Raw genomic sequence first — 14,000 nt, 5'->3', positions numbered from 1 at the left:
GGAATGTCTTTCTCGTCTCGCAGGATACTGTTTCCACACGCCTGTGTGCAACCCTATGCAGTCACCGCAAGGCGCCGCCGAAGACGAACGATTCCGAAACCACCTTCGGGAGGGCGGATCCGTTCGCTGCACCTGCAGAAAGGTTTAAGTAGCGGCGTACGCTTCATCAGAGCATATTCCCCGCGCCGGGACCAGCGGCTCCGCTGGCCCATCCGCCACCGAAGAAGGAGAGACGCACGCCCGCAGAGCCCGGCAGCAGTGATGATGGGAGACGAGTACCGTGGATTCCAAACAGATAAAGAGTAAAACAGTCTGTATCGCCGGGCTTGGGTATGTCGGCCTTCCGCTTGCCGACAGCTTCGCCCGGCACCTGACGACGATCGGTTTCGATATCGATGCACGGAAGGTATCCGCCATTGCGGCCAGGGACGCGAACAGCGTGCAGGCAACCTCCGATCCCGCCCGAATTGCCGACGCGGATTTTGTCCTGATCTGTGTCCCGACGCCGGTCACCCGGTCGAAGGAACCGGACCTGCGCTACGTCATCTCCGCCTCCGAGACGGTCGGAAAGAACCTCAAGCCGGGCGCATGCGTCGTCCTCGAATCGACCGTCTACCCGGGGGTGACCGAGGACGTCGTCAGGCCGATCCTGGAGCGTGAGTCGGGCGGTGTCTGCGGTGTCGATTTTACCATCGGGTATTCCCCGGAACGGATCAACCCGAGCGACAGCGACCATACCCTGGATCGGATCACCAAGATAGTATCGGGCTACGATGCAGCGACGGCAGAAGACCTTGCAGCCCTCTACGGGCTCGTAACGACCGTGTACGTCGCACCCGACATCAAAACCGCCGAAGCCGCCAAAGTTATCGAGAATATCCAGCGTGACCTGAACATCGCCCTGATGAACGAACTCTCCATCATCTTTCACCGGATGAGGATTGACACGGCCGCCGTCCTGAAGGCTGCAGGCACGAAGTGGAACTTCCACCAGTATACCCCGGGGCTCGTCGGCGGCCACTGCATCCCGGTCGACCCCTACTACCTCGTCTACCGGGCGAAGGAGCTCGGCTACCACCCGCAGGTCATCCTCGCCGGGAGAGCCATCAACGATCACATCCCGCGCCACGTGGCGGACATGGTCGTCAAAGGGCTGAACGAACAGGGCAGGGTTATCAAGGGCTCGAATGTCCTGATCATGGGACTCACCTACAAGGAGAACGTGCCCGACACCCGTGAAAGCCCGGTTACGGAGATCGTCCGGCACCTGAGCGAGTTCGGCGTCGAGCTCTACGGCTATGACCCGCTGCTTCCTGCAAACGCGATCGAGACCTTCGGCGTACAGGCGCTTGAGGAGATCACGGTGCCGATGGACGCCGTCATTATCGCGGTTGCACACGACCAGTTCAGGGATATGTCCCTTGCAGAGATCGGGAGTTTCATGAACTCAAGCAAAGTGCTGGTCGACATCCGGGGCATCTTTGCCGGGAAGGCTCCTGAAAAGGACGGATTCTATTACAGAACGCTGTAGCCTGCCAGCGGCAGAGCGGTATAAAAACGGGGATGCGGGGTTCTCTTCCGCATCCCGGACCCTGTCAGGCGAACCCGGGATTTCCCGGGTCCGCCTCTGTTCCCAAAGAGAGGGTGCCAGCGGGTAGTACACGCTACCGTGCCGTTATGCCGTCGGCACAGCGGCAAGGTCGCCGGTGAGGAGGAGTTTGTCCAGTTTGGTACCGTCTTCTCTCCACATCACTTTCAGCGTGTGCTTGCCTGCAGCAAGCGGGTACTGACCCACTTTGTTCCAGGTCCAGGCCTTGCTGTTGCCGGGCTCCCACTTGAATGCGGCAGCACCGTCGAGCGAGACCCAGAACGAGTCCGTCGTGCTGTCCGGAGCGATTGTCCGTCCGTGCAGGGCGTACTCACCGGTTGCGGGCACGTCGAAGGTGTAGGTCGCGGTGCCCGTCGCCGGAGGAGTTGCCTGTGCACCGCTGCCCATCGGGACAACGATGTACTTCCCGCCGGACGCAGCCACGTCATTGAGCGCCTGCATCGGGGCTGCCAGGCTTCCGCCCTCTGCCTCGATCACGATATCCTGCTGAACCGGGACGACGATCGGGGTGCCGTCGCCGCTGCCCTCAGGAACGAAGGCGGGATCGCTGCTGACAACGACCTTGTCGATCCTGGTTCCGTCCTCACGCAGCATCACCTTCAGGGTGTGCTCGCCGGCGGAGAGGGGATACGACCCGACTTTGTTCCAGATCCAGTCCTGACTGTTGCCGGGCTCCCACTTGAATGCGGCAGCGCCGTCGATGGAGACCCAGAACGAGTCTGCCGTGCTGTCAGGAGCGATCGTCCGGCCGTAGATGGCATAGGTGCCCGAGGCAGGAACCGTGAACGTCACGGTCGCCGCCCCGTCGGCCGGGGGCGTTGCCCGGTTGCCGGTGCCCTGGGGCGTCCAGACGTACGCGCCGCCGGAGGCTGCTGCATCCGATGCGGCGACCATCGGGCTTACGAGGTCTGCAGACTCCATCTCAATCCAGGTCTGGGGACTGGCGGGCGTCGGCGTCGGAGTAGGCGTCGGGGTAGGCGTCGGAGTCGGTATGACGACCGGTCCGGTCGCCTCGCCGCCCGTGCCGGTCGGCAGGTAGGCGAGGTCGTTTGTGACGAAGATCTTGTCGAGCTTCGTGCCGTCCTCGCGCCACATCATGTCGAGCGTGTGCTCACCGGCGGCGAAGGAGTAGGTACCGACCTTCGTCCACTGCCAGTCCTCACTGGTGACCGGGGCGAACTTGAAGCCTGCTGCTCCGTCCACGGAGACCCAGAACGAGTCGCTCGCACTGTCCGGAGCGATGCACCGGGCGTAGACGGCGTAGGTACCCGCCTCAGAGACGCTGATCGGGTAGGTCGCGGTGCCCTCGGTCGCCGGGGGCTCTACCGCGTGTCCGGTTCCCTGCGGGACCCAGATGTAGTTCCCGTTGGATGCGGCCGCATCGGCGGCTGCCGTCATCGGTGCGGTCACGCCGACCGCTTCAGCCTCGTACCAGAGGTACTCCGGGTTCTCGACCGGAGCCGGGGTCGGGGCAGGTGACGGCGAAACCACGTCGGGGCCGAAGACAACACCGCTCGTGTCGACGGCGGAACCGCCGATAACCCGGATCGGGCTCGTGCTGGTCGTTGTGATCGTACCGGTCACCTTGACGCGCTGGGCGTTCTCAAAGCAGAGGACGGTCGACGGCTTGCAGTTCTGGGCGTGGATATCGATGCTGCTGTCGGTCAGCGGCCCTTTCCACATGCTGTAGGCGAACGGATCGTCGGACGACGTCGTCGCTGCAAACTTGGCTGCCGTGACGGTCGAGGAACCGCTATGGAGCGGGTAGCCTGCGGCACCGTTCAGGTAGAAGTCGTTGACCGTGATGTCCCAGGCCTTGGAGAGGACGATCCCCTGCCGGGCGGCATCGTTCGAGATACAGCCGGTCATGGAGATGTCGTAGCCGTGCCGGACTACAAACCCGTACCACGAGGCATCGTCCCGGCAATTGATGAAGGTATCATCATAGCACTTGCTGACGCTGCCGCCGCTGACCAGATACCCGTGCTTGTTGTTGTACGAGTAGCAGTTCTCAAGCGTGCAGCCCTTCGGGACGGTGAACCCGGCGCCGAACATGCATCTGTCCTTGCCCTTCTGGGCGTTGTTGATGCTGACGCAGTCCTTGAAGTGGACGTTCTTGATGCTCAGGTACGAGAAGCCCTCGAGGTGGAACCCGCTCTCCTGGTTGCCTTCTGCATAGCAGCCGACGATCCAGGCACCGTCGATGTTGTTCTTCTCGACGATGTCAAACCCGGTCACCCACGGCCCCGTGGAGACGGAGCTGTAGCGTCCACAGTTGATGGCCTCACAGTTGATGTACCGGACGTTCTTGATCAGGTTCGGGTTTCCCTCGCCACTGTTCAAAAACCCGTAGCGGCCGCAGTCGATAGCCTTGCAGTTCACGAACTCAACGTCCTCGACAACCTTGTTGGCCGCCCAGACGTAGAAGACGCCGATCCGGGAGTTGTCCACCGTCATGGTCACGTTGCGAACACGGGCGTGATTGCTTTCGATGAGCATGTCGGCTTTTCCGGTGACCTTGAAGTCGGCGAAGGTTACGTACTGTGCACGGATGCGCAGTCCGCCAACGCCGGGGAACTTCAGAACGGTCGCCCCTTCTCCCTCACCTTTCAGCGTCTTGTACGCACCGGGCTGCAGGTTGCCGGCGCAGTTGTAGGTTCCCGCTTTCAGGAGAACCGTTCCACCGCTGGCAGGGAGAGCACTGAGAGCTGCCTGGATCTCTACGTGGTCATTCGAACCGTCGCAGACATACCGGGCTTGGGCTTTTGCTGCTGCACTGCTGTCACTTGCTGCTACGATCACTGTTGCGGTGCTCCCGCCGGACTCGGCCCAGTTTGAACCGGTGGCGGTCCGCAGCTCCATCACGGTTGCCTGAACTTCGGCCTCGGTAAGGCGAAGGTCCTGAACAGTCGTTGATGACACCGCTGCGGTGCTGCTCGGTATACATACCGATACAAAGCATAGCATCAGGATTACTGAAATCACTCGTTTTACTGTAAACAGATCTCCCATTACTCACCTCCTTTCTGGAGATAATGCATTATCTGATGAGAATCCTATAAGTAGTTTCTCAAATATAACGGATTTTTATAAAAGAACATATTTTCTAAAGAGGCGATAATTATCGTCAGTTTAACCAACCGGGCAAGATCAGAAACAGAGGTAAATACGATAGTTATTTATATATGAAATAGAGTGAACTGCACCGCATCACCGCGGCCTCACCCCGATGATTTCCAGGGATCTCTCCAACCCGACAGAAATTTCAGGCACTCTGCGAGGCGATAACCCGATCGCCGGATCGTCCCGGGACCGGCAAACCCCACGCATCACCGGGGGCGGCAGAAGCAGAAGATCCGGGACGTGCCGCACCGGCGCGAAAGCCGGACGGGTGCAAAGACCGGAGAATAGCTGGTCTCGCGAAAAGAATAAAAGAAATGTGAAGGTTTTTCTGCGCCATGCACGGTCAGTCGATCAGCGGAATGACGATCGGGGTCGGCTGCGGTTCAGCAGCCCCGTTCAGGGTGGCGACACCGCTTGTGTCGACGTCCGACCCGCCGATGACCTTCACCGCATCAGGACTGCTCGAATCGATCGTCCCGGTGACAGTGACCCGTTGCGCATTCTCCAGGCAGAGAACGGTCTCCGAGCCGCAGTTCTGGGCGTTGATGTCGATCACGCTGTCGGTGACCGGGCCGTGCCACATCCCGCCGGCGAAGGGATCGTCAGCGGTCTTGGTTCCGGCAAACTTGGCCGCCGTGACGGTCGGGGAACCGGCATGAAGCGGGTAGCCTGCAGCACCGTTCAGGGTGAAGTTGTCCACGTTCAGGTTCCAGGCCTTGGAGAGGACGATCCCCTGGCGCTCGGCATCGTTCGAGACGCAGTCGACGAACGTACTGTCATAACCATGGCGGAACATAAACCCGTACCAGGAGGCATCGTCGGTGCAGTTCTTCATGGTGATATCATAGCACTTGCTGATACTCCCGCCGCTGACGAGGAACCCGTGCTTGTTGTTGTACGAGTAGCAGTTCTCGAGGGTGCAGCCCTTGGGGGTCGTGAACCCGGCACCGAACATGCACTTGTCCTTGCCTTTCGCGGCATTGTTGATGCTGACGCAGTCCTTGAAGAACACGTTCTTGATGCTTAAGTACGAGAAGCCCTCCAGGTGGAACCCGCTCTCCTGGTTGCCCTCGGCATAGCAGCCGATGATCCAGGCACCGTCGATGTTGTTCTTCTCGACGATATCAAACCCGGTCACCCACGGCCCCGTGGAGACGTAACTGTCCCTGCCGCAGTTGATCGCCTCGCAGTTCACGTACCGGACGTTCGTGATCAGGTTCGGATCGCCCTCGCCGCTGTTCAAAAAGCCGTAGCGGCCGCAGTCGATCGCCCTGCAGTTCACGAACTCAACGTCTTCGACGACCTTGTTGGCCGCCCAGACGTAGAAGGCGCCGACCCGGGAGTTGTCGACGGTCATGGTCACATTGTGGACGCGGGCATGATCTTCGGCAACGAGCAGATCCGCGGTGCCGACGATCGTGAAGTCGGCGAAGGTCACGTACGGCGACCGGACCCGCGGCCCGCCAACGCCCGCAAACTTCAGGGTCGTGGCGTCGTCACCCGAGCCCTTCAGCGTGGTGTACGCACCGGGCTGCAGGTTGCCGGCGACGTTGAACGTGCCCGGCGTCAGAAGGACGGTTCCGCCGGCAGGCAGCGCCTTGAGAGCGGCCTGGATCTCCGCGTGGTCGTTGACTCCATCACAGACGTACTCTGCCTGAGCCTTTGCAGCGTCATCGGCATCGTATGCGGCCACGACAAGCGTCATGGTACCCGCCTCCGCGGCGGCCCATCCGGAGCTGTCGGTACGCAGGTTGTTCACATGCTCCCAGACCTGTTCATCGGTCAGGCGAAGGTCTTCGATAGGCGTGGCATCCGGTTCTGCAGCTGCACCGGCCGGCATCGTGGCCGCTACCATGCACAGCATCAGACCCATGCTTATCACGTGTTGTATGGTTCGTCTGTATTTCAGGATTTCACCTCCGAAGGGTGACCTTCCTTCATATAATAATAATATTATAAATATCTGTTTAAAATTAACGAGGAGATATTATTGCATTGAAGACAAATCAGAGATTGGAGATATATTTCCCCAGGAAAAGGGGAGCTTCAAGGAAGGACTGCCCGGACGATGGGTTTAAATAGGGCATACTCCGGATAACAGAAAAACGATCCGCTATCGACAGTGGAGCGGTATCGTGGCGTACCGTTGAGAAACACCCGACACGCTTCGTGCAGGTGACCGGCAGGTTTTGTGCCTCCGTGGCCGTCCCCGATCCGGGAAACCGCAAGGGCAACCGCGTCAGGAGGAGGGGGATGCCACCTCCCCTGACTGTACCTCCATGCAGATGTCCCTCACGGATCCCCAGGATCCCCAAAAGCATGAACGTCAATTCGGTCGGAGTCTCCGAAAGGGTGGCACTTCGCAACACTCTCCGGCAGGAGGAAGAGATCCCCTCCCGGACTCCCCAATGCAATATAGCCCAGGGGCGACCGTGTTCGCAGGCATGCCATCCGATGCCGCTCTTCTCAGCAGGTAGATCCGGAAAGGGTGCTGCGGCCCGGGCGGATCTTCGATCCCCAGGCACTTTTTGGGACGTGCTCCCGATCAGGACGTCCGAAATGGATCTCTCTTCCCTTCCGGAGCACAACCCGGCATCGCCGGAAATCACCCTGCACGGGATTTACGGTATACAAAAAAAGGATAGGGGAGCCTTTCGGGCGTCCCTTATGCGGAGGGAGCGGACACTTCGGCACCAGTGGTGAAGCCTGCAGTGTCGACTGCGGTTCCACCGGCGACCTTCACCGGGTTTGCACCCGCAGAGTCCGTACTCCCCGTGAGGGTGACCCGCTGGGCGTCCTCAAGGAAGACGACGGTGTCGGTTCCGCAGCCCTCGGCATGGATATCGAGGGTGCTGTCGGTGACCGCCCCGTCCCACATGTTGTAGGCGAACTGGTCGTCGGACGACCGTGTTCCGGCGATCTTCACCGCAGTCTGCTCCGAGGAGCCTTCATGGAGCGGATAGCCTGCAGCGCCGATCAGGCGGAAGTCCTCTGCCTTGATGTTCCAGGCCTTCGAGAGGACGAGACCCTGGCGGGCGGCATCCTTCGAGACACAGTCGGTCATGGTGATGTCGTAGCCGTGGCGGATGGTAAACCCATAGTCGGATCCTTCATCGGTGCAGTTCGTGAAGGTGTTGGAAAACCCCTTGCTGACGCTGCCGCCGCTGACCAGGTAGCCGTGCTTGTTGTTCACGGACGTACAGTTCTCGAGGGTCACTCCCTTCGGGACGGTGAACCCGGCGCCGAACATGCACGCATCCTTGCCCTTCTGGGCGTTGTTCACGCTGATGCAGTCCTGGAACCGGACGTTCTGGATGTTTAAGTACGAGAAGCCCTCCAGGTGGAACCCGCTCTCCTGGTTGCCCTCGGCGTAGCAGCCGATCACCTCGGCGCCGTCGATATCGTTCTTCTCGACGATATCAAACCCGGTCACCCACGGACCCGTAGAGACGTAACTGTCCTTGCCGCAGTTGATCGCCGTGCAGTTGATGTACGCGATGTCCTTCACCAGCCGCGGCGAACCCTCGCCGCTGTTCAGGAACCCGTAGCGGCCGCAGTCGATCGCCCTGCAGTTCTCGAAGACGGTGTCCTCGACGACGTCGTTCGCTGCCCAGACGTAGAAGGCGGCGATCCGCGAGTTGTCAACCGTCATCGTCACGTTGCGAACCCGGGTATGATCGTCCTCAATGATCATGTCGGCTTTTCCGGTGACCGTGAAGTCGGCAAAGGTCACGGACGGTGCACGGACCCGGAGCCCGCCGGAGCCGGGGTAACTCAAGACCGTCGTGTTCTCATCGGAACCCTGCAGGATTCTGGAGTCACCGGGCTGGATGTTGCCGGCACAGTTGTACGTACCCTCCATCAGAAGGGCAATCCCACCAGCAGGCAGGGCGTCGAGAGCCTGCTGGATCTCCACGTGATCGTCTGAACCATCGCAGATATAGGTAGCCTGAGCTTTCGCTTCTTCACTGCTGTCACTTGCAGCCACGACGAGCGTGGTGGACTCTGCTGCCGCCCCTGCCGGTACAAACACCGGGATCAGGCAGAACACCAGGAGCACTGCAACCAATCGTTTCACGTTTCGCGACTCTGTCATGCTGTTCACTCCTCACATGGAGGTAGATCTGCATCTCTGAACAGTGATATAAGTATTTTGCCCATAAAAAAAGTTTTATAAAAATCCTTAATATCTAAATGTAGTAATCCTCACAAACCGATTTTTATTTTTGCATTATTATATTAGCGATATTTTTTTGCACAAGGTTTATGTACCACCTCGGTGATTAAAACCGAACTCATTAAATATTCGCGCCAATCGCCTTCCGCTGTGCGGCATGATCCTCTATGATACACACGCAGAGCACCGTATCCGGGCTGCAACCACGTGCGCCGCACCTATCCTGCGGACAGACGCTCCAGTGAAGAGGTATTGGCACCGGAGGTTAGGGTTCGCCGTCCCGCACCCGGAAGACCCCGGAGAGATCACTGCAGCAGGATCGGATCTCCCAAAAAAAGGACGGTGGGTTATCTCCTCCGCCGCCAGAGGAGGAAGATTGCCACGGCAAGACCGATGACTGCCACGCCAAGACCGATCATTGCCACGAGTGTGTCAGGTCCGGGCTGCCGGGTCGGCGTCGGCGACGGAACCTCTGCCTCGGCCAGAACATCGCAGTTGACGAACGGCTCTCCCGCCCCGGTCACCAGGACATTCTCCACAAGCACCGCTTGTGAAGCCAGGTTTTCTATCCCTGCCTTCAGAGGCGAATTTTCCGCCAGGGCGGCGATTTTGCTGTTCCTGACCAGGATGGTGCCGGCATCGGCGACATCACCGCTTACGTACACACCAAAGATGCTGCCCCGCGATCCGTCGGAGAGGATGCACGTGTCCTGAACCGTGATGTTTCGGGCCTCGGTTCCGGCGACACTCAGACCGTGCGGCCGGGACGTTGTGATATCCCCGCTCAGGACGACACCGAACGAGTCCTGGATCAGCACCTCGTGCCGGTCGTCGGCACCGCTGCCGGCGGGTGCAGTTCCGGCTCCGTCCGCCGCCGGTCTACTGGTAAACGCCTCTACCAGAATGTCATGCGACCGGTCGATGGTCAGGGAGCGGAGCTTCGACCCGAGCGCCTCACAGTCCTCAAGAACAAAACCCGATCCGTGATCGACGGTGAACCCGTAGTCGGAACCGGTGTCGGTGCACCGGAGATACGACACGTCGTGGCCCCGCACACTGGAGCCGCCGTTGATCAGGAACCCATGCTTGTTGTTCTCCGAGGTGCAGTTCTCGAAAGTGACCCCCTTCGAGACGGTATACCCGCCACCGAACGTGGCCTCATCTTTGCCCTTCTGGGCGTTGTTCACGCTGACGCAGTCCTGGAACCGGACGTTCTTGATGCTTAAGTACGAGAAGCCCTCCAGGTGGAACCCGCTCTCCTGGTTGCCCTCGGCATAGCAGCCGATCACCTCGGCACCGTCGATATCGTTCTTCTCGACGATATCAAAACCCGTCACCCACGGACCCGTAGAGACGTAACTGTCCCTGCCGCAGTTGATCGCTGCGCAGCCCACGTACTTGATGTCCTTCACCAGCCGCGGCGAACCCTCGCCGCTGTTCAGGAACCCGTAGCGGCCGCAGTCGATTGCCCTGCAGTTCTCAAAGACGATATCCTCGATGACCGTGTTCGCCGCCCAGACGTAGAAGGCCCCGACCCGCGAGTTGTCCACCGTCATCGTCACGTCGGTGACGCGGGCATGGCTCTCGGTGATGAGCAGGTCGGCAACGCCCGTGACGGTGAAACCTTTGAACGTGACCGAGGGCCTGTACGCTCGCAGGCCGCCGGTTTTCGGGAACTCGAGCGTCGTCTCCTCCGGCCCTGCTCCTTCGAGCACGGTATTCGCTCCCGGTTCGAGGTTCCCGGCACAGGTGTAGGTCCCTTTCGCAAGCCGGACGGTTCCGCCGCTCCCGGAGAGGGCCGCGAGCGCCTGCCGGATCTCCACGTGATCGTCGACCCCGTCACAGACATACCGGGCCTGGGCTTTCGCTGCTGCACTGCTGTCGCTCGCAGCCACGAACACGGCATCGGTATCATCGCCGTCGTCGGCCGGCCCCGCAAAGAACGGCGCCATGACCAGACCAAGAATCAGGAGTGCTGCAGCGATCACGAGTATCACTCTGGTGCTCTGCTCCAAGGTATCACTCCGCTCACGCGTTGCGTTCCGTCCATGTATGCTCCTTCGGGTACAAGCCCGGTGAACATTCAGTAACCGGGACAAAGTATTTAATGCTTCTTATCGCCCGGAAAAACCACATTTCCCGCCCATTTGTCATTTCCCGGGCCGGGAACACCTCGATAATCTGGGGCACCGGCGTTCCGCCTGCCCGGGAGGAGAGATAAACTATATGGGGGAGCACGGATGAGACGGGCAGGATGGAGGAGTTCCGGAGCCATGCCGGTACGGTGTGAATCCCCCACCCGGCCAACGGAAGATCTGTGACCGGCGAATCGGAAGGGCATGCAGAGGCCGCAACACAACATTAATATAGTCGAACGGAACTACAACGAGACAAATCACGCCGGGATGCCGGTTCGGATGGGGAAGATATCAGAAAGGAATCTGTCTTTCTGCGGAATTGCTCCGTCCAGATGCCCAGGCACCTGCATGCATCATTTTCGGTTCCGGATCGGGCTTTGGTGGCGCCAACCGGAGGTTCTTCCCGGACACCTCCGGGAATGTACGGGACACGCAGGATGCGGTGCGGCAGCGGTAAGATACATGCTTTGAGAGAGGGAAGGGGAGGTTTGAGACAGCCATGAATATATTCATACCAAGAAGCGTCCACGATGTACGGCTCCTGCTGACCGATCCCCTCTTCAAGAACTCGGCCTACATCCTTGCGTCCAACATCATGGGCACCGTCTTCAGCTTCCTCTTCTGGATCGTCGCAGCCAGGCTGTACCCGAAGGAGGACGTCGGTGTCGCCACCGCACTTCTCGCTTCAACGGGACTGCTCATCCTGCTCACCCGGTTCGGGCTCGACCAGTCCATCATCCGGTTCTTCCCGAGCGGCGATAAGAATAAAATTCTCAGCACTACCATCGCGGTATCGACAGGGTTTGCCCTGTTCTTCGGTGTCGTCTATATCATGGGCATCGACATCTGGTCACCGGAATTGCAGATCGTCAGGCTGTATCCGCTGATCTTCCTCGGAATCCTCGGCGTCGAATCGGCAACGCATTACGTGGGGCTTTCATTTCTCGCCATGCGAAAGTCGGAGTACACGTTCCTTCGAAACCTCTTCGGAGGCACGAGAATTCTCCTTCTCTTCCCATTGGCATTCGGGGCGGCTCTCGGGATCTTTTCAGCCTACGGGCTTGCGATCCTGCTCGCGTTCACGGTGTCGCTCATCTTCCTCTTTCGCCTCGGAATCAGACCCGCCAGGGTCGACAGGCCGTTCCTGCAAGAGTCGTTCCAGTACTCCTCCGGCACGTATGTCGCCGGGCTTCTCGCCCTGCTGCCGGCCCAGATCCTGCCCATCCTGGTTTTGAATGTCCTCGGAGCAACACAGGCGGCCGACTATTATATCGCCTTCACGATGACCAGCGTTCTCTTTATCATCCCGCAGTCCGTGACGATGTCCCATTTCGTCGAGGGGAGCCACGGAGAGTCGCTGAAGACGATAACCGTCAAATCGCTCGCGGTCATCTTCGCAGCCCTGACACCCGCAGTCATTCTCCTGTACGTCTTCGGCGGATTCTTTCTCTCCCTGCTCGGAAAGAGCTACGTCGAGGGACTCGATCTTCTGCAGGTGATGGTCATATCGAGTTTCTTTGTCGCGTTCCAGCAGACCTACCTTTCCATCAAAAAGATCCAGAAGGACATCAAGGAGCTGATTGCCATCAGCGGACTCACCTTCGTACTGCTGGTAGGTCTGAGCTACACCTTCATGATGCAGTTCGGGATCGTCGGGATAGGCTATGCCTGGGTACTCGGGTATGGGATCCTCGCCCTGATCATCCTCGTGCAGATTCAGCGAAGCAAATGGCTGAAATGATGCCGAACGAGACGAAGAGCGACGGTGGAGCAGATGCCGGTGAGTACGGATTCCATCCCTGACATGTATCGTTCGGGAGCCGGGAAAACCAGCACCCGGTGCTGAAGGAATAAAAAAGAAGATGGGTGCCGTCAGTTCACTCGTAGGTGCAGTACGCGCCCTTGAAGAACCAGTTCCGGTAGACGATCGGGGTGATGACGGTGGTCAGGAGGCTCATCAAGACGATGGCGACGAAGATCCCCTGGCCGATAAGCCCCTGGTCGAGCCCGATCAGCGCGACGATCATCGCCACCTCGCCCCGCGGCGCCATCCCGAACCCGACGATCAGCGAGTCTTCCCGGCACATCCCCATCGCCCGGGCCGGCAGGCCGCAGCCGACCACCTTGGTGATGATGGCCACGACGGTCAGCGCAACGAGGAAGACGAGGATCTCGGAGGTGAGCGCCGTGAAGTCCGCAAGGATACCGAGCGAGACGAAGAAGATCGACGCGAAGATGATCTGAAGGTACTCGGCGCCCTCCTTGACGTCTTTGCTGTTCCGCAGGCCGACGCCCTCGAAGGCGACGCCGGCGATGAACGCACCGACGATCCCGGAGAGCCCCATCAGGTCGGCGAACATCGCGTAGAGGAAGGCGATCATCATCGCGAAGATGAAGACGAACTCGGGATACTTCCTCGCAAGGTCGGTTGCGTCCATCCGCTCGATGAGCCGGCTCACGCCGAAGAGCCCGATGGCGCCCCCGATGATGATGAACCCGAACGCTTTGGCAAGCACGATCCCGATCGAGACCGCCGAGATGTTCCCCCCCACGAGGTCGCCGGTGATCGAGAGCGCAACCAGGGAGAGGACGTCGTCTATGATCGCAACGCCGATGATCGCTTTCGCAGCCTCGGTCTGGAGCATGCCGATCTCCTTGAGGACGTTTGCCGTGATGGCGATACTGGTGGCCGTGAGCGCCGTCCCGACGAAGATCGCGCTCGCGAGGTCGAACCCGAAGAGCAGGGTGATGGCGTAACCGCCGATCCAGGGGACGATGACCCCGATGATCCCGATGACGCCGTAACTCGCCTTCAGGATATCCTTGAGAGAATTGCGATTAACCCTCTCTTCCATCAAGGATTTGCTCTTTCGTTCCGCCACTGCTGAGCCGCTTTCTTCCTGAACTCTTGCCTTTAGGGGTTCTTTTGGATTTTCTCGAGAGCTACCGCTCG

Annotated in this window: 7 protein-coding genes; 2 read left to right on the top strand and 5 right to left on the bottom strand. The window is 59.6% G+C overall.

Going from position 1 to position 14,000, the window contains the following annotated elements; all coding sequences use genetic code 11:
• The first annotated feature begins 280 nt into the window (after window positions 1-280).
• Entirely contained in the window at window positions 281-1,531 is a 1,251-nt protein-coding gene (locus FGU65_RS13785; RefSeq protein WP_301665077.1) for a nucleotide sugar dehydrogenase, read from the top strand.
• A gap of 144 nt (window positions 1,532-1,675) precedes the next feature.
• Here the strand turns inward: FGU65_RS13785 and FGU65_RS13780 are convergent, their stop codons facing one another.
• From FGU65_RS13780 to FGU65_RS13765, 4 genes are all read right to left on the bottom strand, one after another.
• Complete coding sequence (locus FGU65_RS13780; RefSeq protein ID WP_301665076.1) at window positions 1,676-4,531, bottom strand: right-handed parallel beta-helix repeat-containing protein; 2,856 nt, start codon at window positions 4,529-4,531, stop codon at window positions 1,676-1,678.
• A 544-nt stretch (window positions 4,532-5,075) separates the two neighbouring features.
• Window positions 5,076-6,605: a right-handed parallel beta-helix repeat-containing protein gene (locus FGU65_RS13775; RefSeq protein ID WP_301665075.1), complete on the bottom strand. Its 1,530-nt coding sequence runs from the start codon at window positions 6,603-6,605 to the stop codon at window positions 5,076-5,078.
• Between the two features lie 792 nt (window positions 6,606-7,397).
• Window positions 7,398-8,828, bottom strand: coding sequence for a right-handed parallel beta-helix repeat-containing protein (locus tag FGU65_RS13770; RefSeq protein WP_301665074.1), 1,431 nt, complete (start codon window positions 8,826-8,828; stop codon window positions 7,398-7,400).
• Window positions 8,829-9,256: 428 nt separating this feature from the next.
• Entirely contained in the window at window positions 9,257-10,924 is a 1,668-nt protein-coding gene (locus FGU65_RS13765) for a right-handed parallel beta-helix repeat-containing protein (protein ID WP_301665073.1), read from the bottom strand.
• A 622-nt stretch (window positions 10,925-11,546) separates the two neighbouring features.
• Here FGU65_RS13765 and FGU65_RS13760 point away from each other — a divergent pair.
• A complete protein-coding gene (locus tag FGU65_RS13760) occupies window positions 11,547-12,788 on the top strand; it encodes an oligosaccharide flippase family protein (RefSeq protein WP_301665072.1) in 1,242 nt (413 codons plus the stop codon).
• Between the two features lie 136 nt (window positions 12,789-12,924).
• Here FGU65_RS13760 and FGU65_RS13755 read toward each other — a convergent pair whose 3' ends face one another.
• Window positions 12,925-13,902: a cation:proton antiporter gene (locus FGU65_RS13755; RefSeq protein WP_301665071.1), complete on the bottom strand. Its 978-nt coding sequence runs from the start codon at window positions 13,900-13,902 to the stop codon at window positions 12,925-12,927.
• Window positions 13,903-14,000 lie beyond the last annotated feature (98 nt).

The sequence above is a fragment of the Methanoculleus frigidifontis genome, from assembly GCF_030464345.1.
Taxonomy (GTDB): Archaea; Halobacteriota; Methanomicrobia; order Methanomicrobiales; family Methanoculleaceae; genus Methanoculleus_A; species Methanoculleus_A frigidifontis.
Note: the sequence above shows the minus strand (reverse complement) of the source record. Positions and strands in the feature narration are given on the sequence as shown.

What these genes read in the sequence shown, in the direction of transcription:
- FGU65_RS13775 (WP_301665075.1), bottom strand. Translation starts at nt 6,605, where the DNA reads ATGGGTCTGATGCTGTGCATGGTAGCGGCCACGATGCCGGCCGGTGCA.
- FGU65_RS13770 (WP_301665074.1), bottom strand. Translation starts at nt 8,828, where the DNA reads ATGACAGAGTCGCGAAACGTGAAACGATTGGTTGCAGTGCTCCTGGTG.
- FGU65_RS13760 (WP_301665072.1), top strand. Translation starts at nt 11,547, where the DNA reads ATGAATATATTCATACCAAGAAGCGTCCACGATGTACGGCTCCTGCTG.
- FGU65_RS13755 (WP_301665071.1), bottom strand. Translation starts at nt 13,902, where the DNA reads ATGGAAGAGAGGGTTAATCGCAATTCTCTCAAGGATATCCTGAAGGCG.